The sequence below is a fragment of the Curvivirga sp. genome (assembly GCF_965219885.1).
Taxonomy (GTDB): Bacteria; Pseudomonadota; Alphaproteobacteria; order UBA8366; family Aestuariispiraceae; genus Curvivirga.
The window spans coordinates 1,847,775-1,867,265 of sequence record NZ_CBDCOT010000009.1 but is presented as its reverse complement, the minus strand read 5'-3'; the positions used below and the strand labels follow the sequence as shown (position 1 = coordinate 1,867,265).

At 42.6% G+C, this 19,491-nt stretch carries 19 protein-coding genes; 11 read left to right on the top strand and 8 right to left on the bottom strand.

Translation table 11 applies throughout. The features are described from left to right. Positions 1-2 precede the first annotated feature (2 nt). The 3 genes from prfA (at position 3) to ACOQOA_RS14270 (ending at position 2,725) form a co-directional block, all read left to right on the top strand. Positions 3-1,085, top strand: a complete 1,083-nt coding sequence (prfA, locus tag ACOQOA_RS14280; RefSeq protein ID WP_420549288.1) for a peptide chain release factor 1 — start codon at positions 3-5, stop codon at positions 1,083-1,085. Then, positions 1,086-1,922, top strand: a complete 837-nt coding sequence (gene prmC, locus ACOQOA_RS14275) for a peptide chain release factor N(5)-glutamine methyltransferase (protein WP_420549287.1) — start codon at positions 1,086-1,088, stop codon at positions 1,920-1,922. It abuts the gene before it with no gap. A 293-nt stretch (positions 1,923-2,215) separates the two neighbouring features. Further along, on the top strand, positions 2,216-2,725 hold the full coding sequence (locus ACOQOA_RS14270; protein WP_420549286.1) for a DUF4167 domain-containing protein: 510 nt from the start codon (positions 2,216-2,218) through the stop codon (positions 2,723-2,725). A gap of 64 nt (positions 2,726-2,789) precedes the next feature. On the opposite strand, the gene ACOQOA_RS14265 is transcribed toward ACOQOA_RS14270, so the two are convergent. Together ACOQOA_RS14265 and ACOQOA_RS14260 are read right to left on the bottom strand one after the other, a co-directional pair. Then, the gene (locus ACOQOA_RS14265; RefSeq protein ID WP_420549285.1) at positions 2,790-3,005 is read right to left on the bottom strand and encodes a helix-turn-helix domain-containing protein; all 216 of its coding nucleotides are present in this window, start codon (positions 3,003-3,005) and stop codon (positions 2,790-2,792) included. A gap of 38 nt (positions 3,006-3,043) precedes the next feature. Next, positions 3,044-3,463: a hypothetical protein gene (locus ACOQOA_RS14260; RefSeq protein WP_420549284.1), complete on the bottom strand. Its 420-nt coding sequence runs from the start codon at positions 3,461-3,463 to the stop codon at positions 3,044-3,046. Between the two features lie 359 nt (positions 3,464-3,822). Here ACOQOA_RS14260 and ACOQOA_RS14255 point away from each other — a divergent pair, with 359 nt between their 5' ends. Further along, a complete protein-coding gene (locus ACOQOA_RS14255; protein WP_420549283.1) occupies positions 3,823-4,617 on the top strand; it encodes a hypothetical protein in 795 nt (264 codons plus the stop codon). A 66-nt stretch (positions 4,618-4,683) separates the two neighbouring features. Here ACOQOA_RS14255 and ACOQOA_RS14250 read toward each other — a convergent pair whose 3' ends face one another. Then, positions 4,684-5,445 carry an MOSC domain-containing protein gene (locus tag ACOQOA_RS14250; RefSeq protein ID WP_420549282.1) on the bottom strand — a complete coding sequence of 254 codons (762 nt, stop codon included), beginning with the start codon at positions 5,443-5,445 and terminating at the stop codon, positions 4,684-4,686. A gap of 144 nt (positions 5,446-5,589) precedes the next feature. Between ACOQOA_RS14250 and ACOQOA_RS14245 the strand changes: the two genes are divergently transcribed. The 6 genes from ACOQOA_RS14245 (at position 5,590) to ACOQOA_RS14220 (ending at position 13,204) form a co-directional block, all read left to right on the top strand. Further along, complete coding sequence (locus tag ACOQOA_RS14245; RefSeq protein WP_420549281.1) at positions 5,590-6,180, top strand: D-sedoheptulose 7-phosphate isomerase; 591 nt, start codon at positions 5,590-5,592, stop codon at positions 6,178-6,180. A gap of 184 nt (positions 6,181-6,364) precedes the next feature. Then, complete coding sequence (gene secA, locus ACOQOA_RS14240; RefSeq protein ID WP_420549280.1) at positions 6,365-9,118, top strand: preprotein translocase subunit SecA; 2,754 nt, start codon at positions 6,365-6,367, stop codon at positions 9,116-9,118. 136 nt (positions 9,119-9,254) lie between these two features. Further along, positions 9,255-9,908, top strand: coding sequence for a NeuD/PglB/VioB family sugar acetyltransferase (locus tag ACOQOA_RS14235; protein WP_420549279.1), 654 nt, complete (start codon positions 9,255-9,257; stop codon positions 9,906-9,908). 126 nt (positions 9,909-10,034) lie between these two features. Then, entirely contained in the window at positions 10,035-11,108 is a 1,074-nt protein-coding gene (locus ACOQOA_RS14230) for an alcohol dehydrogenase family protein (protein WP_420549278.1), read from the top strand. 96 nt (positions 11,109-11,204) lie between these two features. After that, positions 11,205-12,188, top strand: a complete 984-nt coding sequence (gene msrP / locus ACOQOA_RS14225) for a protein-methionine-sulfoxide reductase catalytic subunit MsrP (protein WP_420549277.1) — start codon at positions 11,205-11,207, stop codon at positions 12,186-12,188. 188 nt (positions 12,189-12,376) lie between these two features. Then, positions 12,377-13,204 carry a sulfite exporter TauE/SafE family protein gene (locus ACOQOA_RS14220; RefSeq protein ID WP_420549276.1) on the top strand — a complete coding sequence of 276 codons (828 nt, stop codon included), beginning with the start codon at positions 12,377-12,379 and terminating at the stop codon, positions 13,202-13,204. Positions 13,205-13,209: 5 nt separating this feature from the next. On the opposite strand, the gene ACOQOA_RS14215 is transcribed toward ACOQOA_RS14220, so the two are convergent. Next, the gene (locus tag ACOQOA_RS14215; protein ID WP_155156588.1) at positions 13,210-13,725 is read right to left on the bottom strand and encodes a PAS domain-containing protein; all 516 of its coding nucleotides are present in this window, start codon (positions 13,723-13,725) and stop codon (positions 13,210-13,212) included. 16 nt (positions 13,726-13,741) lie between these two features. Continuing rightward, positions 13,742-15,466: a U32 family peptidase C-terminal domain-containing protein gene (locus ACOQOA_RS14210; protein ID WP_420549275.1), complete on the bottom strand. Its 1,725-nt coding sequence runs from the start codon at positions 15,464-15,466 to the stop codon at positions 13,742-13,744. A gap of 389 nt (positions 15,467-15,855) precedes the next feature. Here ACOQOA_RS14210 and ACOQOA_RS14205 point away from each other — a divergent pair, with 389 nt between their 5' ends. Further along, the gene (locus ACOQOA_RS14205; protein ID WP_420549274.1) at positions 15,856-17,733 is read left to right on the top strand and encodes a DEAD/DEAH box helicase; all 1,878 of its coding nucleotides are present in this window, start codon (positions 15,856-15,858) and stop codon (positions 17,731-17,733) included. Between the two features lie 20 nt (positions 17,734-17,753). Here the strand turns inward: ACOQOA_RS14205 and ACOQOA_RS14200 are convergent, their stop codons facing one another. The 3 genes from ACOQOA_RS14200 to lspA form a co-directional block, all read right to left on the bottom strand. Continuing rightward, positions 17,754-18,296: a PAS domain-containing protein gene (locus tag ACOQOA_RS14200; RefSeq protein WP_420549273.1), complete on the bottom strand. Its 543-nt coding sequence runs from the start codon at positions 18,294-18,296 to the stop codon at positions 17,754-17,756. 23 nt (positions 18,297-18,319) lie between these two features. After that, positions 18,320-18,883 (bottom strand): DUF3035 domain-containing protein, encoded by a 564-nt coding sequence (locus tag ACOQOA_RS14195; protein ID WP_420549272.1) that lies wholly within the window; start codon positions 18,881-18,883, stop codon positions 18,320-18,322. A 66-nt stretch (positions 18,884-18,949) separates the two neighbouring features. Next, on the bottom strand, positions 18,950-19,489 hold the full coding sequence (gene lspA, locus ACOQOA_RS14190) for a signal peptidase II (RefSeq protein ID WP_420549271.1): 540 nt from the start codon (positions 19,487-19,489) through the stop codon (positions 18,950-18,952). Positions 19,490-19,491: the final 2 nt, after the last annotated feature.

Here is a 19,491-nt window from a genome sequence, read left to right as displayed (position 1 = left end):
CCATGAGCTGGACCCATCGTTTGGATCGCGTACTGGCCCGTCATCAAGAGTTATCAGATACTTTGGCCTCTGGTCAGGTAGCCCAAGATCAAATCTCAGCTCTTTCAAAAGAGTTTGCAGAACTTACTCCGGTGGTTGAAACAATCAACGCTTTCCGAGGTACAGAACAGGAAATTGCAGATCTACAAGAAATGCTTCAGGATCCTGATCTGGATGCTGAAATGAAAGAGATGACTGAAGATGAACTTCAGGAACTCAAAGAAAAAATGCCTAATCTTGAAAAAGACATGCAATTGGCTCTTCTGCCAAAAGATGAAGCAGACGCCCGAAATGCGATCCTTGAAATTCGTGCAGGAACCGGCGGTGATGAAGCCGGTCTTTTCGCAGGCGATCTTCTGCGTATGTATCAACGCTATGCATCTGTTCGCGGCTGGAAAGTCGAATTGATCGAAGAAAGTGATAACGGCGTTGGTGGCTATAGTCAGGTCGTTGCCAATATTACAGGCGATAATGTGTTTAAAAAAATGAAATATGAATCCGGCACCCATCGTGTACAACGTGTACCTGTGACCGAAAGCGGTGGTCGTATTCATACATCTGCTGCAACCGTTGCTGTTTTACCAGAAGCTGAAGACGTTGATATTGAAATCAACAATGTCGATCTTCGCATTGACACCTATCGTGCCTCTGGTGCTGGTGGACAGCATGTAAACACCACCGATTCTGCTGTACGTATCACCCATATTCCAACAGGTGTTGTTGTCCAATGTCAGGACGGTCGTTCACAGCATAAAAATAAAGAACAGGCCATGAAGGTTCTTCGCGCACGTCTTTATGAATATGAACGTGAAAAAATTGCATCTGAACGTGCAGAAGATCGCAAATCACAAGTTGGTTCCGGAGATCGTAGTGAACGTATTCGCACCTATAACTACCCGCAAGGTCGTGTCACTGATCATCGCATCAACCTTACCCTTTATAAACTCGATCAAGTGCTTCAAGGTGAAGCTCTGGATGAAGTCGTAGATGCTTTGATCTTGGATGAACAAACCGCCATGTTGGCTGAGTTTGCGGAAGGTATCTAAATGAATTGGGGGGAAGCTCTCACCTTCGCAGAGGCGACCCTCAAAGAAGCAGGGATTGACTCTGCGCGTCAGGATGCGAGGTTATTGCTGGCCTATCATTTGGATAAAGATATCTCATCAATCATGGCCTTTCCTGAGAAAGAATTAGAAGGTCGTGAAGATTTCAATGCTTTGATTAGTCGACGCAGTCTGTCTGAGCCTGTCTCTCATATTTTGGGAGAGAGAGAGTTTTGGAGCCTTCCGTTCAAGGTAACAAGTGATGTTCTTGATCCACGCCCCGATAGTGAGACATTGATCGAAGCTGTTCTTGAAAGAAAACCAAACCATAGTGATGCAGTCGATATCATAGATTTCGGTACAGGTAGTGGCTGCCTTCTACTCACTTTAATCTCTGAATATAAACAGGCGTTAGGCACCGCGGTAGATATCTCAGATACAGCTTTAAAAATTGCTGAGGAAAACGCAAGAAATCTAGATCTACAGTCGCGCTGCCAATTTATCCAATCAAACTGGCATGAGAAAGTTTCTGGTCAATACGATATTCTAATTTCAAATCCACCTTATATTACCAGCGCTGACATGAAGACACTCTCAAAAGATGTCTATGATCATGAACCGCATCTCGCCCTGCATGGTGGAGAAGATGGATTGAAACCTTATAGGATTCTGATTCCAGCAGGTAAACAATTACTCAAGGAAAACGGTTTGATTTGCCTTGAATTTGGTTATGAACAAGCCGATTCGGTAGCCAGCTTGCTCGATCGGAATGGATATAAAGACATCCAATTACACCCTGATCTTTCCGGGATAATTCGCTGTGCGACGGCTTTTTCATGATTTTTGCTCAAAAATGATGAATTTTTTGTGAAAATATGCAGTTTTGCTAAAAAAATAACTTGAAAAGCCGCTGTGTATTGGTAGCTTAATCCTTAGTCGAAGAGGTGATGCGCATCATTAGTGGTATGTGAAAGCATCAGTGGCCCTGGCTTGGAACCAGCGCCTGAAATAGAAAGTCGACTATCCCGAAATGAACAAGCACCGTGACATGAACATCATGTCGCATGAGCATATATAATTATTATTTTAAATATTCAGCTTCTGAATAACTGCTTTTGGTACGAGAAAAGATTATGAGACAAGGCAACAACAAAAACCGCCGTCATCGCAATAATAACAACAATAACAATAATAACCGTCGCCCTAATCCACGTCAAAATTATGACTCAAACGGGCCTGGTGTACGTATTCGTGGTACAGCCTCTCAAATCTATGATAAATATGTGTCTTTGGCACGCGATGCATCCAGTTCTGCGGACTGGATTCTAGCTGAAAACTTATTACAGCATGCTGAACATTATGGCCGTATCGTTGCAGCTGATCAAGAAGCCCGCGATCGTCGTAAACAACAACAAGAAGAAGCCCGTGCAGCACGCGCTGCAGAACGTGCAGCAAATGCTGAAGCCGCAGAAGCGGAAGAAGATGCCGAAGATGCGGACGTAGAAGAAGATGAAGAAGAAGGCGAGGCTGAAGTTGTTGTTGAATCCGCAAAGGAAGCAGCAAATGATGCGAGTAACGAAGACAATGCTGATGAAGCGGAAGTAGAAGTTGCTGATAATAGCAAAAATGCTGCCGCAGAATAATAGTCGCTTCTAAAAGATTACAATAAGCCCTGCTGAGATGATTCAACAGGGCTTTTTATTGCCTCTAATCAGTTTCTTCTGATCGATATTCTAATAAATCCCCCGGCTGGCAATCTAGCACAGAACAAATCACATCAAGAGTAGAAAACCTGATTGCCTTTGCTTTCCCGGTTTTCAGGACAGAAAGATTTGCAATTGTAATATCAACCTCTTCGGCCAGTTGAGATAATGTCATTTTACGTTTCGCCAACATGACATCCAGATTCACAATGATCGGCATAGGTTCACTTTCTAGTTCCCAATGATCTTTCACTCTTATTAGATTGTTAAATCAGATTCTTCTTTCATCACAATAATTTCGGACATGGCCTTACTGCCCATAATCAAGAAAATGCACGCGACGAGGAAAGGTAATTCAACAAGAAACAAGATATCTTCCAAAGACATCTCTGGAAAAGCAGTGACATAATTCCAGCTTACCAACAGAGAATCAACCGTTAGATGCAAGATAGTTTCAACAACGAAAATTGCCAATATTACATAGCTAAAACGTTTAAAATATGCACCGATTTCTCTCGTCAGGAACTCTCCTTTTTGCCATATCTTACTAATCCCGAATAATTGCCATAGTGCATACATCCATAAAATTGGTGTCACAGAAAAAATCATTGCCAGAAGAACGACATGGCTTTTAGACATCATCGCAATCCCGATAACCTCAAATCCGTTTTCTGTCATCACTTCAATTTCCGCGTCAGGAAAAACAAGTGGGAAGAAGCAATCAACCAATGATGCTAAAAAGGATATTAAAAGAATTATCCGAAATATCTGATTATACCTTTGGAACTGATTGTTACCCGCATGTGCCATCTCATATTCCCCTAATTAAATTGAAAACCACTATTAATCTATCCATAAACAGCTACATCATATTTTTCAATAATCAATATATTTTTATTTATTTTCGGCATTTTTTTATTGATTATCGATAAATTTACACTTATCGTCCTAAACCATATTAGAAAATAGTGGGCTCCACGAGGGTAGAAACCCTGCCTTTTATCACTTGCTAGCTGCTCGACATAGGAAAACTAATTATGGAAATTGAAAATACAGCGTCACAAGTAAATGCTCCCCTATTTGGACAAAATGTGCTGACAATTGGCGAAAAACCTCTATCGGCCAAAAATGACAAAGAGGATGGTTATGGTCCTGCATTTCAAATCAACCTTTCTAAAGAGGCGCAAACACTCTCTTTGAAAGCGTCAAAAAAAGATGAAAACAATCCATTTGCGCATGAAGTAAATGAGATGCTCAAAGATGTTTTCAGCGGAGTCGCTGAAGCATTATCTTATGCAAATGAAGCTGGTGAAGAAGGTTCTGCTGAAATAAAGAAAGCTGGCGAAGCCTTTCAGCAAGAAATCTTGAATATTGCAAAAGAGAATAATGGAAAGCCCTTAAACGAGGAACAAATTGTTAAAATTCTACAGGCAGATGAAAGATTTCATCAAACCGTAGATAAAGCCTTTGGTTTTGATGAAATGGAAATTGATGACTTCGGTATCATGAATTTTTATGGAGATGAGAACGCGGAGAACAGTAAGCAATCTAAAGATACAGAAGATCAAACAAGGCCTGAAGCTGGGCAGTTAGGTCAAAAAGAACTTGCTGAACAAGAAGCTACACTTGCACAAGCAGGTGCAGCTGGCACAAACGTAAAGAAAGCAAACGCAGCTTTAAAAGCTCGATTGGCCTTATTAGAAGCTCAAGTTAGGACAAAAAAAGCGGAATTAAAATCAGCTGAAGCATCCGAAGAAACAGCTTTGAAGAATGAAATCACGCGGCTGGAAACAGAAGTTAAAAGTTTAAAGGAAAAGCAGAAGAAAGCCTAAATCTAAAAAGGCGGCTCCTACAAGAACCGCCCTTTAAAAAATAAAATGGATCAAGAAATATTCTACTTAGTTGACTGCTAGTTCTTGGCCTTTAGTAATCTTGCCAGCTTTTATTACTTTGGCATAAACACCCATTTCCATATGATCGAATCCCTGACGAAGGCTCAACGGAATATTCATATCAATATCACCAGATCCAGGAACAACATTAGTCGCAGCACAGCGTCCAATACCTTCCGTAATTTCTAATACAGCATCGCCAATCTTGACCTGCTTACCAATCCAGCTACGTTCAATCCACGCATCCGCACCTTCAATATACAGATTTCCACGAAAACGAATTGGGTCTATAGATTTACGGATAATACGAGTTTGCAAATCATTTACACTCGCCAAATTGATGATAGACACCCATTTCGTTGGCACATCTTGAAAAGAACTTCCTTTTGGTGCCTCAACGATACGAGGACGACCACGTGGGCCTTGTGCAACAAATCCAGATAAAAATGTTTGTAAGATGTTACGTCCCATCGTTTCATCAAGGCGCCCTTTACTTACCGGACGTCCTTTACGCAGAATACTAACTGTACGGGTAGCCTCATCAAAGGAAAGACCTAACTGCGCCAGTTTTTCATCTTTTGCTAGTTGAAGAAAATTTTTCTTCGGTGCCCATTCTACTGCGGCTGGATCAACATCAGAAGCGGCATGAATAATCCCCCATTTACGGTCGAAAGGTAAACCGCGCTCTGGCTCCAATTCTGCACTATCCATGTAATCTGCAGCCAATCCTTTTACTGGGAAGCGGCAGATGTCTTTTATCGTAATCATCGTGGTATCAACATTTTCTTTTTATACTGCACTGCAACATACATGAGGTTAGACTTTTGTAAAAGCTAAAAAATATGAAAGTTCTCTGCATTCCTATAGCATCAGTCCTTGCAGCCCCGTTTCGAAGCGACTACATTTGCGTCCATGACTGAACTTGATAATTTCTACAATAGCGAATTTGAAGATCATGCAGCGGTAGTTGCAGCAACCAAAGACGCATGCCGTGATGGTTTCACACATATGTTAGCTGGTTGTGTTACTGCCATTAGAGATGGCAACAAGATCATGTTCTTTGGTAATGGCGGTAGCGCAGGTGATGCTCAACATCTGGCAACGGAACTAGCGGTTCGTTATGTGAAAGATCGTGCCCCTATTGCCGCTATAGCATTAACTACGGATACCTCGAGCCTAACAGCAATTGGTAATGACATGGGGTTTGATGCCTTATTCGAACGTCAAGTTCAGGCGATTGGCAAGCCCGGAGATATTGCAATTGGTATTTCGACCAGTGGCAAAAGTGAAAATGTGAACCGCGCGTTGATCGCAGCTAAGGAAATGGGTGTTCAACCCATGGGCCTCAGTGGTCGTGATGGTGGATCTATGAAAAATTTATGCGATCCTTGTATCATCATCCCTAGTCAGGTAACTGCCCGCATTCAGGAAATGCACATTACTTTAGGGCAAATGTTATGTGGTGCCTTAGAAATCGAGCTTGGCCTTGTTTCACGTGACTAAGACTGATTTTTCATTCTATTTCCTTAAAACGACTGTTATTTGTCGATTCTTCAATAATTCAGGGTGACTTCGCATTGACAGGTCCGCTCTGGAACACTATCTCAAATTGTTCAGTTTTCTATGAACTTCACGAATTTGATTCGTATCTTAATTTAATTTCTTAATTACAAATGGGGCGCCTTCCATGATTGGCGGATTATTAAAAGCTGTTTTCGGATCTACAAATGATCGCATCGTAAAAACACTGGCAAAAAAAGTAGAACGTATTAATGCGCTCGAACCAGAAATGGAAAAATTGTCAGATGATGCACTGAAAGCAAAAACGGACGAATTCAAAAAACGCCTGTCTGAAGGTACAAGCGAAGATGACATTCTGGTAGAAGCCTTTGCCGTTGTCCGGGAAGCCTCCAAACGCGTATTAGGCATGCGTCATTTCGATGTTCAGCTTGTGGGGGCCATGGTTCTTCATAGCGGTAAGATTTCCGAAATGCGTACAGGTGAAGGTAAAACGCTTGTTGCCACCTTAGCTGTTTATCTAAATGCGCTTTCCGGTAAAGGCGTGCATGTTGTTACTGTGAACGATTATCTGGCTGCACGCGATGCTCGTTGGATGGGACAGCTTTATAACTGGCTTGGATTATCCATCGGTATTGTAGTTCCTGGTATGGATGATGCGTCTCGCCAAGCGTCCTATAATGCAGATATTACGTATACCACCAATAACGAGCTCGGCTTTGATTATCTGCGCGATAATTTGAAAACCAGCATTGAACAAATGGTACAACGCGACCCTAACTTTGTGATTGTCGACGAAGTTGATTCCATTTTGGTGGACGAGGCGCGTACCCCACTCATTATTTCTGGTCCAGCTGAAGATTCATCTGAAACATATGCTGCGGTCGATAAATTAATTCCGTTAATGCAGGAAGAACATTACGAAATTGATGAAAAAGCCAAAAACATCACGATGACTGATGAAGGTACAGAATTCATCGAAGGTGTTCTGCGTGATCAAACCGACCTTCTTAACGATGGCAACATGTATGATGTGGAAAATGTCAGTATCGTCCATCACGTCAATCAAGGTCTGCGTGCTCATAAACTTTTCACAAAAGATGTAGATTACATCGTTCAAAACAACAAAGTTGTTATTATTGACGAATTTACAGGTCGCATGATGGAAGGTCGACGTTACGGTGATGGTCTTCATCAAGCAATTGAAGCCAAAGAAGGTGTGCAAATCCAAAATGAAAACCAGACACTGGCTTCTGTAACTTTCCAGAATTATTTCCGTATGTATCCAAAGCTTGCCGGCATGACAGGTACTGCGATGACAGAAGCTGCAGAGTTTGAGGAAATTTATAACTTGCCGGTTGTAGAAATCCCAACAAATAAGCCAACAGAACGTAAAGATTATGATGACGAGGTGTATCGTACATCGCGTGAACGCGATAACGCAGTTATCTTGCAGGTAAAAGAATGCGTTGAAAAGGGCCAACCTGTTTTGGTCGGTACTGCAAGCATTGAACGTTCTGAAGAACTTTCCGCTTTGATGAAAAAAGCAGGGATCAAACATGAAACCCTGAATGCACGCCAACATGAACGCGAAGCGCATATCATTGCTGATGCAGGTATACGTGGCGCCGTCACATTGGCGACCAATATGGCTGGTCGTGGTACTGATATTCAGCTAGGCGGTAACCTTGAAATGCGTCTTGAACGTGAATTAGCAGATATCAAAGACGAAGCAAAACGCGACAAGCGCACCGAAGAAATCACCGCTGAAATCGAAGCAGAGAAAAAGCTGGTTTTGGAAAATGGTGGTTTATATGTCATTGGTACAGAACGCCATGAAAGTCGTCGTATCGATAACCAGTTGCGTGGTCGTTCTGGCCGTCAAGGTGATCCGGGTGCTTCCAAATTCTATGTCTCTCTTGAAGATGACCTAATGCGCATCTTCGGATCAGATCGCATGGATGGCATGCTCCGTAAACTGGGCTTAGAAGATGGTGAGGCTATCATTCACCCTTGGGTGAATAAAGCACTCGAAAAAGCTCAACAAAAAGTCGAAGCACGCAACTTTGAAGTACGTAAGCAACTCTTAAAATTCGACGACGTGATGAATGATCAACGCAAAGTGATCTTCGAACAACGTAAGGATTTAATGCGTGCGGAAGATGTCAGCGATACGATTTCTGATATGCGTATAGAAGTTTTGGAAGATATGGTTAATCGCTGTATGCCTGCTGGTTCTATGCATGACCAATGGGATTTGGATGCATTACATGAAGAATGCATGCGCCTCTTCAGCATGGATCTTCCTGTCCAAGAATGGGGGAACGAAGAAGGCATTGCGAATGAAGAGATGCTGGAACGTATTTCCACTGCTGTTAATAAAAAGATGGCGGAAAAAGCAGCAAATTATGGTCCTGAAATCATGCGAGCTGCGGAAAAATCCTTCTTGCTGCAAATCCTTGATCACCAATGGAAAGATCATTTGTTACAATTGGATCATTTACGTCAGGGTATTGGCCTTCGTGCATATGCGCAACGTGATCCGTTGAATGAATATAAACAGGAAAGCTTTAACCTGTTTGAGAATATGCTGGATAAGCTACGTGAACATGTCACACAATTCTTATCTCATGTAGAATTCCGCACAGAACCAACACCGGAAGAAGCAGCAACTGAACAAGAACAACGTCAAGCTTCTGCATCTACTGCTCAAGTCAATCAAGCCGGCGGCACAGCGACAGCAGGCGGCCAAGCTAGTCAATATGCATCTTTAGATGATGCGCCTGATGGATGGGTTGAACATGCTGCAACAGGGCGTATTCTTGACCCTGAAGATGAAGAAACATGGGGTAAAGTTCCACGTAATGCGGAATGTCCTTGTGGGTCAGGAAAAAAATACAAACATTGCCACGGCAAGGCGTAACAAGCGAAACCGCAAAGTAAAACACTTTGCGGTTTTCTTTTTTCTATTGCCCCATTTTCGATCTTTGGCAATAATACATTAGAACTTATTGATGTATTTAGACATTCAAGTCACAGTTCGGAAAGGATAGGCAATCATGCCAAAGAAGCATAAGCCCCTTATTATCCTCGGCGCAGGTGCCGGTATTAGTTCTATTCTCAGTATAGCCTATGCCCGAAATTATGTGGTTTCTAGACTAGTGGATCCACGCCTTGCAGGGGACAGTAAATATGACGTACCCATCAAAGCTGATTTCAAAGATGTAGATCCAGATGAATACTATTTTGCGATCGGTGTAGGAGATAACACCCGTCGTGAAAAAATTTATCAGGAAACTTCCGCCAATTATCCTGAACTTGTCTTTTTGCCCTTAATCCATCCAAGTGCGGTTATTTCACAAGGCGCAAAAATTGGCGAAGGCACTATTATCATGCCAAACGTTGTAGTCGGTGCACAATGTGATATTGGTCAGTTCTGTATGTTAAATACGATGTCATCTATTGATCATGACGGGGTTATGGCTGACTTTTCATCTCTTGCCCCCGGGGCAATTTTGGCCGGACAAGTTACACTTGGCCCAAGAAGTAACATTGCTATAGGCGCTAAAGTTAAACATAGCGTAACGATCGGTGCCAATACAGTGATTGGTGCTAATAGTTATGTACATAGTGATATGGAAAATAATGTCGTGGCTTATGGTACACCTGCACAGGTAATTAGAAGCCGCAGCAAAGATGATCCTTATTTATAAACAATAAGTTAAAGACTTATATCGATTTTTCACTGCTTCCCATCGAAATAATTCATTGCGCATTTCGATACATCTCGCCGTATAACTTCAAGAGCGAAATAAACCATACTGCTTGAGGAATAAGAAATGAGCGAAGTGATGAAAGGCGTATATCTGACTGGGCATGGGGATTTTGACAAACTTGAATATCGTAATGATATTCCCAAGCCCGTGCCTAATGCAGATGAAGTTCTTGTCAAAATCGGTGCTGTTGCAGTCAACAACACTGATATTAACACGCGTGTCGGATGGTATTCCAAAGCGAATACAGGTGATACAGCCTCTGTATCTTCGAGTGAAAACAGCAGTACTGCAGATTCAGATGATGCCTCATGGGGCGGTGCCGCTCTTTCCTTCCCTCGTATCCAAGGTATTGATATAGCTGGCGAGATTGTTGCTGTTGGTTCAGATATAGATACTAAACGTGTTGGGTCACGCGTTTTGGTCGCCCCTTGCCTACCGGGAGATACAATCAATGAAACACGTTTTGTTGGTTCTGAACTAGATGGTGGTTTTGCAGAATATGTGGTGATCCCTTCCATCCATGTGTTGGACATCAATTCAGATATGACTGATGCCGAACTGGCCAGTTTCCCATGTTCTTACACTACCGCTGAAAATATGTTGGAACGTGCAAAAGTCTCAAGCGGCGAGAACGTATTAATTACAGGTGCATCCGGTGGCGTAGGCTCAGCAGCAGTTCAACTCGCAAAACGTCGTGGTGCGCATGTGATCGCAGTGGCGGGCGCTGCAAAAAAAGAAGAAGTAATGGATGCAGGTGCGACAGAATTCTTTAACAGAGGTACTAACCTAGTTGAAGCGCTAGGTACCGAAGTCGTGGATGTGGTTATCGATGTTGTCGGTGGCGATAATTGGCCCGATCTGCTTGAAATCTTAAAACGGAAAGGGCGTTACGCTGTTGCAGGTGCAATCGCGGGGCCGATGGTGGAACTGGATCTAAGAACTTTATATCTGAAAGATTTGACTTTGATTGGTGCCACAGCCCTAGAAGATTGCGTTTTCCCAAATTTAGTTTCCTATATTGAACAACGTGAAATCAAACCATTGGTCGCCAAGGAATATCCTCTATCTGACATTGTTCAGGCGCAAAAAGATTTCCTAGAGAAAAAACATACAGGAAAACTGGTTTTAATTCCTTAATCCTATTTTCTAACACACTGATCACATCTGTTTGATTTGGTTGTTATAGCTAAATCCTGCTATGTATAGATCACCTAAAACATAGCAGGATTATTTATGATGCTGATTAAAAAGAACCGTGGATGGGATATTAAAGAATGCCATCTCACAGATGAAAACCATTTCCGTAATCGCCGCAATTTAATTAAAGGCTTGGCTGCGGGATCAATTCTGGCTGCAGGCGGTGGCTCTTTACTTGGTAGCACATCAGCTTTGGCAAATGCACCATCACCGCATCCAATTGCGGATTTATTCCCATCAAAACTTAATCCTGCCTACCCTCTTGATCGTGAATTAACTTTAGAAAAATACGCGACCAGTTATTGTAACTTCTATGAGTTTGGTAGCAGCAAAAACATTACCGATGAAGCCCAAGCTATGAAGCTTGAACCATGGACAATCACCTTTGATGGCATGGTCGAAAAAGAAAAGAAAGTCGACGTATATGACTTGATCCGTCAAATGCCGATGGAAGAGCGTACCTATCGCCATCGCTGTGTGGAAGCTTGGTCCATGGCTGTTCCTTGGACAGGTTTTGCGATGAAATCCCTCATTGACTATGCAAAACCGTTATCCGGCGCAAAATATGTACGCATGGAAACTTTAGAAGATAAAGACACCATGCCGGGTCTTTCTGCATTCTGGTATCCGTGGCCTTATGTGGAAGGTTTAACAATTGAAGAAGCAACCAACGACCTTACCTTTATGGCAACAGGTATTTACGGTAAGCCAATGCCAAAACAAAATGGTGCGCCTATTCGTTTGGTGACACCATGGAAATATGGTTTTAAGTCAATCAAATCCATTGTCCGGATTACTTTCACTGATGAACGACCTGTAAGTTACTGGGAAGAAATTCAAGCATCAGAATATGGTTTCTGGGCAAATGTTAATCCTGATGTACCACATCCACGTTGGCCACAATCACATGAACGTGTGTTGGGTACTAACCAGCGCGTCCCAACCATGCTTTATAATGGATATGGCGATTATGTAGCTGATATGTATAAAAACATAAAAAATGAAAAGTTATTTATGTAAGACAATTTTTCCTCTCAATACTTTTCATATCAATTCTTGAGGGCTTTGTTACGGTGCTGTCCTATCGTATCCTGCAAGCATCCCTTACTGCAGGATGTAACAAATGCCCTCAACTTTCCCTTGCTAAATTTGTGATAAAAGCCACAATGCCTTCCTAATAAATATCAATGAAATAGGGATGGGTTCCAATGGAAGGCTTGTTAACAGCTGAAACACTTTATCTTGCCTTGGGCATGCTTGCTTGCGGTGCTGTTGCCGGTGTTCTTGCTGGTTTATTGGGCGTAGGTGGCGGAATTGTTATCGTCCCGGTTTTATATACGACGCTCGGTTTCCTTAATATTGATCCTGACATCCAAATGCATATTGCGGTTGGTACGTCTCTTGCGACGATCATACCAACATCCATTTCGTCATCGCGTGCCCATCATAAACGTGGCGCCGTTGATTTTAGTCTTATAAAAATATGGGCCATTTCTATTGTCATTGGTGCTATTATTGGGATAGCGGTTGCCGGTCAGGTTAAAAGTCCGACACTGACAGCTGTCTTCGCTATTATTGCTCTTATCGTCGCTTTAAATATGTTAACCAACCCCAATGGCAAGGCGATTTGGCAGGAATTACCTAATAAACTAATCGCGCAACCGATCGCTGCCGCGGTTGGCGGTTTCTCTGTCCTAATGGGCATTGGTGGAGGTACTTTAAGTGTTCCAATCCTGACCCTATTCAACTTTCCAATTCATCGGGCAGTCGGCACCGCAGCTTTATTTGGCTTGCTCATAAGTTTACCCGGAACGATTGGTTTTATTTATAACGGTTGGGGACATCCAAGCCTTCCAGCAGCAAGCCTAGGATATGTAAACCTCATCGGTTTAGCACTTATTTCACCAGTAACAATGCTTTTTGCGCCACTTGGCGCTAAAATCGCCCATAGTATTAGTAAAAAAGCATTACGGATCGCTTTTGGGATTTTCCTACTCTTAACAAGTATACGTATGTTTTCCGGAATATTGTTTTAAATAGCCTAACGGCCCTGATAGTCCCGGCCATCCCGCGCGTAGCGGACTGTGGCATAGACAATAACCATATCAGGATTCTTATGATCCTTCGCTAATGGTAAAAAAAGACATTCATCTAAAAGATGCATGTCTTTGTGGTCCATAACTTCATTATGTTCATAGAGAAATTTTCCGGTATTTAAGACGAGGTTATAATTATCTATCGCGGGATGTTCATTGGTCGCTAAATGCCCTTGGGCAACCAATCGCCCCGTGGGATCTTCTCCCCGCATCTCAACTTCCATGGTACCGACTAAACGATAACGAAGCTCACCGTCTTCGTTTTTATCAACCAAGGTTATACCCGGTAAAAAAGAGATCATCTCTTCAGGCGTAATATCCTGACGACCAGGCATTCCGTCTTCAGGCTGCTTGCTTTGCCAATATTCATAGAAAGCTTTAATTTTGGGATGGCAATATGTCAAAAAGCTCTCATCCTGACGTTGGTGATCCTTAATCAGTCTTTGAACAACGTTCGACATATTTACCTTTCCTAAATTATTCTGCGGCAGATACCTGCTCTATAGATTGATCTGATAAAGTAAGGTCTTCTTTCATATCTCGATCAAACATTTCGCCCTGCTTCTTTTGCTTTAGTAACATACGAGCTTTTTCATAAATAGGATCATTCCAGAAAATCATACAACCATTACAACCTTTACCGCAACAGCCTTCTGTACCCATGCGCGGGGTTTTAAGCTTACGGTCTTTACTGCGATCCTTAATGGATGTGCGGAGTTGTTCAGCGCGTTTTTCGTATGTGCTTTCTTTACCAAGGCCCGCTTCCATCATACGGACTTCATAATCCACCTTCATACGATCCCATTGATCTTGGGTCAAAGGGCGCTCTTTACGCAAGATAGTCATAACGGGGAAATTCTTTTTCAAATTTTCCAAATTTTCTTCATGGAACAATGAAAAAGGAATACGAATTTGTGGTTTTTTGCCCGGTTGCACAACTTCTACGGTTTCACCACTACGAATATCCTCAAATTCATACATACGGATCATCATAGGGTCTTGTTGATACGGCGACATGAATTCAAGAACCTCACCTTTGGTAAGTTTGTTTTTGATATCCACGATAAATGCATCATCACGCACTTCTACAATTTGGCCTGCATATTCGTAATCACCGATATTCTGATTATCATCATAGGCGTGGGAATAATTTGTTAAGCGACCTTCATGGAATGCTAACGTATAACCACGGTTTGGTACTGCCGTTAATTCGTCCAAATATTTCTTCGGGTTCCAGTTGTCAGGATCGTCATACCAATCATCAATGGCCATACGATAAGCACGTGCCACCATTCCTGCATAGTATGCAGATTTACCACGTCCCTCCACCTTCAGACTATCCACGCCAATTTTAAGATAATCATCCAGTTTCGGCATGATACACAGATCGCGTGAATTCAGGATATATGATCCACGTGCATCTTCTTCCAATGGCATCAATTCACCTTGGCGATAATCTTCCTCCAGGAAGAATTCGAACTTATCCATTTCTTCCTCGGACAGCTCCAACTCCTTCAAGGTACCATCTTTAAGACGAATATGAACTTTATACCCCCAGCGGCAACTATTCGCACAAGCTCCTTGGTTGGCGCCACGTTCCGCCATAAAGTTTGACAATAAGCAACGACCTGAATAGGTCATGCACATGGACCCATGTACAAATGCTTCCAGTTTAATATCCGGGCATTTCTCACGGATCTCTGTGAGCTCTTCATAAGAAACTTCACGACCAAGAACCGCCAGTTTAGCCCCAATATCTTGCCAGAATTTAACCGACTGCCAGCTACAGATATTTGCCTGTGTGGACACATGAAGTTCAAGTTCGGGTGCTTTTTCCTTCACAAACATGAAGACACCCGGATCAGCAACGATCAAGCCATCAGGATTTACCTTACGCACTGTCTCAATATACTCATCAAGTTTATTGATGTCTTTGTTATGCGAAAACAGATTAAGCGTTAGATAGACGCGTTTGCCACGGGCATGGGCAAATTCCACACCTTCAATCACATCTTCCAGTGTTACACTGGATTTCGTGCGCAAAGACATATCAGGTGTTCCCATATAAACCGCATCCGCGCCATATAGAATAGCTACCTTCAGCTTCTCCAAAGAGCCAGCAGGCATAAGCAATTCCGAACGTCGTCCGGTTGCAGTTAGGTATATTGTTTGTTTGTCAGAAACAGCTTTCATGTCAGCCATGGTCGATCCATCTGTACTTAAATTATTATCCACTTTTTTGTGAGTGGGCTTTCTATACCCTTATATAGCATGAAATTGCAAGTTTTCTCATAGAAAACGAAGAATTCTGCCTATGCAAGGCAGCTATGCAACGAATGCAACTTGACTTGGCCTAAAAAAACCGCCATTACCTGCGCCACCGTAAAAGCATTCTGAGATTGCGCATAAAGGGTTGGCAGAGAAGGCCGTAATAAAATGTCCCTTAATCCGAATGACTGGTTTGAAAATTTATGAATTTCGTCACCCACGAGTGCGCCTGGTTGAACGACAAACTGACAAAATAACAATAAAGTTGCCGTGGAATTCGCCGCGGCCCAATTCTGTCTTTGTCATATACTAAGGATGAGCCCGTGAGCCATACGAATTTTGACGAATTCGGTCTGGACGACCGTATTCTGCGTGCCCTCAATGAAACTGGACATGAAGTCCCAACTCCAATCCAATCGCAAGCTATTCCAATGTTATTGGAAGGTAAGGACCTTTTAGCTGTTGCTCAAACAGGTACAGGTAAAACCGCTGCATTTGCGATCCCGACAATCCAATTACTGTCTGAAAAGCCGATTAAAGTTGGACCAAATGAAGTGCGTGCCTTGATCTTGGCACCAACCCGCGAATTAGCAGAACAAATTCACAAAAACATGCGTATCTATGCGAACCATTTCCGTATGAAGCATGTTGTTGTTTATGGCGGTACAACCTACCGCTTCCAAATTCAGGCAATGAAAAAAGGTGCTGATATTCTAGTTGCGACACCAGGTCGCCTGAAAGATTTGCTAGAACGTGGTGTTGTTAACTTAAACTTCCTTGAATTGTTAATTCTTGATGAAGCTGACCGTATGTTAGACATGGGCTTCATCCATGACATCCGTCAATTGATTGAGCATATGCCGGAAGAACGCCAATCCTTGCTCTTCTCTGCGACCATGCCGCCAAAGGTAAAAGAACTTGGTGCAAGCTTACTGCAAAATCCTGAATCTATCGAAATCACACCGGAATCTACACCTGTAGATCGTATCACTCAAAAAGTGATGTTTGTAAGTGCAACTGACAAACTAAACTTGCTCATGAAGATCTTCAAAGAACAAAAAGAAGAATTAGAGCGCGTTATTATCTTTACCAAGACAAAGTGGAAAGCAGATAAAGTAGCAGCCCATCTAGATCGCTCCGGCACCCCATCCGAAGCTATCCATGGTGATAAAAAACAGGCAAAACGCCAACGTGTTTTAAATGCATTTCAAAAAGGTCGAATTAAAGTACTTGTCGCAACAGATGTTGCCGCACGCGGTATCGATGTTAGTAACATTACCCATGTGATTAACTTTGAATTACCAATGGAACCTGAAAACTATGTCCACCGTATTGGACGTACTGCGCGTGCGGGTACCACAGGTCATGCCATTGCATTTTGTGATAAGGCCGAAAAAGGTATCTTAAATTCTATCGAGCGCATTATGAATATGAAGCTGGATGTGGATGAAAATCACGATTTCCATGATGAAGCAGCTGCAAATTCTGGTCGCAAGAAAGATGGCGGACGTTCTCGCAAATCCCGCCCTGCAAAAGGTGGTGCGAAGAAAGAGCGTTGGAGCAAAGATCGCAAACAAGATCGCGCTGCTGCCAAAGAGGCGCGTGCAAAGCGACACAGCAAAAAGGAAACTGAAGATCAAGGTTTCTTTGATAATCCTTCTTCATATCAAGACAACGAAAAGAAACGTAGTCCGTTTAAAAAAGAACGTAGTTTTGATCGTGGACTAGATCGTGACGAACGCAAAGGTCGTAAGGATGGCGGTGATCGCAAAGATCGTCGTGAACGCCGTGATCGTGACGACTATCCAGTACGCGGCGGACGCTTTAACCGTGATGAGCGCAATGATCGTAGTGGAGAGCGCAAACCTCGTGGAGATAAATCCCGTCGTGACAGTCGTGAAGATCGCTTTGATCATAAAGAAAAAAGTGATTTTAAACGCAAAGATTTCAAACGCGGAGATCGCAAAGATTTCCGTGACAAAGGTGACTTTGATCGTCCTTCACGTGATGATCGTAAAGACCGTGATCGCAAAAACGATGATCGTAAATGGACGAAGAAATCACGTGGTAAAAATGCATCTGCTAAACCTGCATCGGATAGAAACAAGGATATGCAGAAAACGTCTAAACCACGTAAAGGACCAAACAAGATTGATAGCAGTGGTGACCAACCACTCTTCAGAGGTCGTCCAAAGCGCTAAATATGAAAAGGGGAAGTTCTTTAACTTCCCCTTTTTAAATTCAATACATTCTGCCGCTTGGAAAAATCAGTGTAAGTTACACATAAGATGATATTAACCAATTGATCATCATCAGATAATGGTAACATTACATATTCAAGATTTCTTACATATTTAGTTGAACGATGGGATGGCTTGCCATGATACCAGATAGGGATACCATCTTGGGCAACCATACGCATATTCATGTAACCAAGACTATTATAAAAATCTTCTTCGATTTCATCCAAAAACTGCCCCGTTTTATCTCGTCCGACTTTTTCAACGATTTCGGTACCAGATAGGCGCACACGAAAACGCAATGGATTGTCATGAAAGACATCTAACATCCATATACGAGGCATAAATTTTAGTAAGTCCGTGGGATCAATATCTGCCCTAGAGGGAAAATTCCGTTTACCTTTACAAGCCAGCCAATACGCATAGAAATCCTTAATATCATCGCACATAAATTCCGTGGCATCCATTAAAGGGATTTCAGCTTTATTTATAAATTCAACCGGAATGTCCGGCGCGGTTGGCATGTAATCTCCTCATAAAAAGAGAATTAGAATAAAGAATTTTCACCTTCGCGAATAATCATTGGCGTATCGCCTTCGGTCACAGGGCGTCCAAGGCCTGCATTCTCACTTAGACGCGCATCTTCCGCTTCAGGGTCAACGATAATGCCTGGTTCTTTAGTTTTCCAGAACATGAAATCGTCAACAAAACTCTCATTAGCACGGGCCAAGGCATCTGATTCAGAATCAATCACTTCACGGATATCAGCTTTCGCGCCAACGGCCCCGGCTTCTTCAAGCATCGCAAATTCACCAGCATCAAACTGATTTTGCACATCTGCAGCATTTTTCCGTTTTTCACGACTGCTTTGTAAACCAAACAAAGCCGCTTCCGCTTGACCTTTCACACGATCTTCTTCCGCACGTTTGTCACGTGGATCAGGTGGACGCAAACCAAAATCCGGTGGTAAAACCAATGGCGCACGAGTCGCAACCGCAAATTCGTCAGGTGCTTCTTTTTCAAGCCCGAGAACTTTACCTACGCTGCCGCCACATGCTGTTAATAAGCTTAAACCCGCGGTTAAAATAATTGATCTGACTAATACAGACATACCTGCATCCTTACCATTAATCTACCCTATACTATATGGCGATTCGTTTCTCTTCGATCAAGCAAATTAAGTTGCTTCATCCTTTTTGACAATAAAGCCTTCAAGCAAAACAAGAACGGCGCCTACTGTAATAGCGCAATCGGAAATATTAAACGCTGGCCAATGATAATTTCCCACAAAAAAATCCAGAAAATCAAAAACCGCCCCAAACCGTATACGATCCATAATATTACCAACAGCGCCGCCAAGAATTAGTCCTAAACTAAATGCGAGGAATCTATTATTCGCCTTTGTAAGCCATACCATCATGCCAAGCGCAATTGCACTGGTGACAACAACTAAAATCCATCTGGTTGCATCAGCTGAGTTGCTAAATAATCCGAAGCTTACGCCTTGGTTCCATACTGTTACTAGATTGAAAAATGGCAGAAGTTCAATACGCCCTACCCAAGGGAAACCCTGTTGAGGCGGCCAGAAAGATAAATTAAACACACCTTCCAGCACCCACCATTTACTCAACTGGTCGGCAACTGCACAGATCACAGCCACCGTTAATCCCAGTTTCATAAACGGATATTTATCTGCCAATGTTTCACTTTCAGACAAGG

Bases quoted from the DNA above. Each gene is read 5' to 3' on its own strand.
- prfA (WP_420549288.1), top strand. From the start codon at position 3: ATGAGCTGGACCCATCGTTTGGATCGCGTACTGGCCCGTCATCAAGAG.
- prmC (WP_420549287.1), top strand. From the start codon at position 1,086: ATGAATTGGGGGGAAGCTCTCACCTTCGCAGAGGCGACCCTCAAAGAA.
- ACOQOA_RS14270 (WP_420549286.1), top strand. From the start codon at position 2,216: ATGAGACAAGGCAACAACAAAAACCGCCGTCATCGCAATAATAACAAC.
- ACOQOA_RS14265 (WP_420549285.1), bottom strand. From the start codon at position 3,005: ATGCCGATCATTGTGAATCTGGATGTCATGTTGGCGAAACGTAAAATG.
- ACOQOA_RS14260 (WP_420549284.1), bottom strand. From the start codon at position 3,463: ATGACAGAAAACGGATTTGAGGTTATCGGGATTGCGATGATGTCTAAA.
- ACOQOA_RS14255 (WP_420549283.1), top strand. From the start codon at position 3,823: ATGGAAATTGAAAATACAGCGTCACAAGTAAATGCTCCCCTATTTGGA.
- ACOQOA_RS14250 (WP_420549282.1), bottom strand. From the start codon at position 5,445: ATGATTACGATAAAAGACATCTGCCGCTTCCCAGTAAAAGGATTGGCT.
- ACOQOA_RS14245 (WP_420549281.1), top strand. From the start codon at position 5,590: ATGACTGAACTTGATAATTTCTACAATAGCGAATTTGAAGATCATGCA.
- secA (WP_420549280.1), top strand. From the start codon at position 6,365: ATGATTGGCGGATTATTAAAAGCTGTTTTCGGATCTACAAATGATCGC.
- ACOQOA_RS14235 (WP_420549279.1), top strand. From the start codon at position 9,255: ATGCCAAAGAAGCATAAGCCCCTTATTATCCTCGGCGCAGGTGCCGGT.
- ACOQOA_RS14230 (WP_420549278.1), top strand. From the start codon at position 10,035: ATGAGCGAAGTGATGAAAGGCGTATATCTGACTGGGCATGGGGATTTT.
- msrP (WP_420549277.1), top strand. From the start codon at position 11,205: ATGATGCTGATTAAAAAGAACCGTGGATGGGATATTAAAGAATGCCAT.
- ACOQOA_RS14220 (WP_420549276.1), top strand. From the start codon at position 12,377: ATGGAAGGCTTGTTAACAGCTGAAACACTTTATCTTGCCTTGGGCATG.
- ACOQOA_RS14215 (WP_155156588.1), bottom strand. From the start codon at position 13,725: ATGTCGAACGTTGTTCAAAGACTGATTAAGGATCACCAACGTCAGGAT.
- ACOQOA_RS14210 (WP_420549275.1), bottom strand. From the start codon at position 15,466: ATGGCTGACATGAAAGCTGTTTCTGACAAACAAACAATATACCTAACT.
- ACOQOA_RS14200 (WP_420549273.1), bottom strand. From the start codon at position 18,296: ATGCCAACCGCGCCGGACATTCCGGTTGAATTTATAAATAAAGCTGAA.
- ACOQOA_RS14195 (WP_420549272.1), bottom strand. From the start codon at position 18,883: ATGTCTGTATTAGTCAGATCAATTATTTTAACCGCGGGTTTAAGCTTA.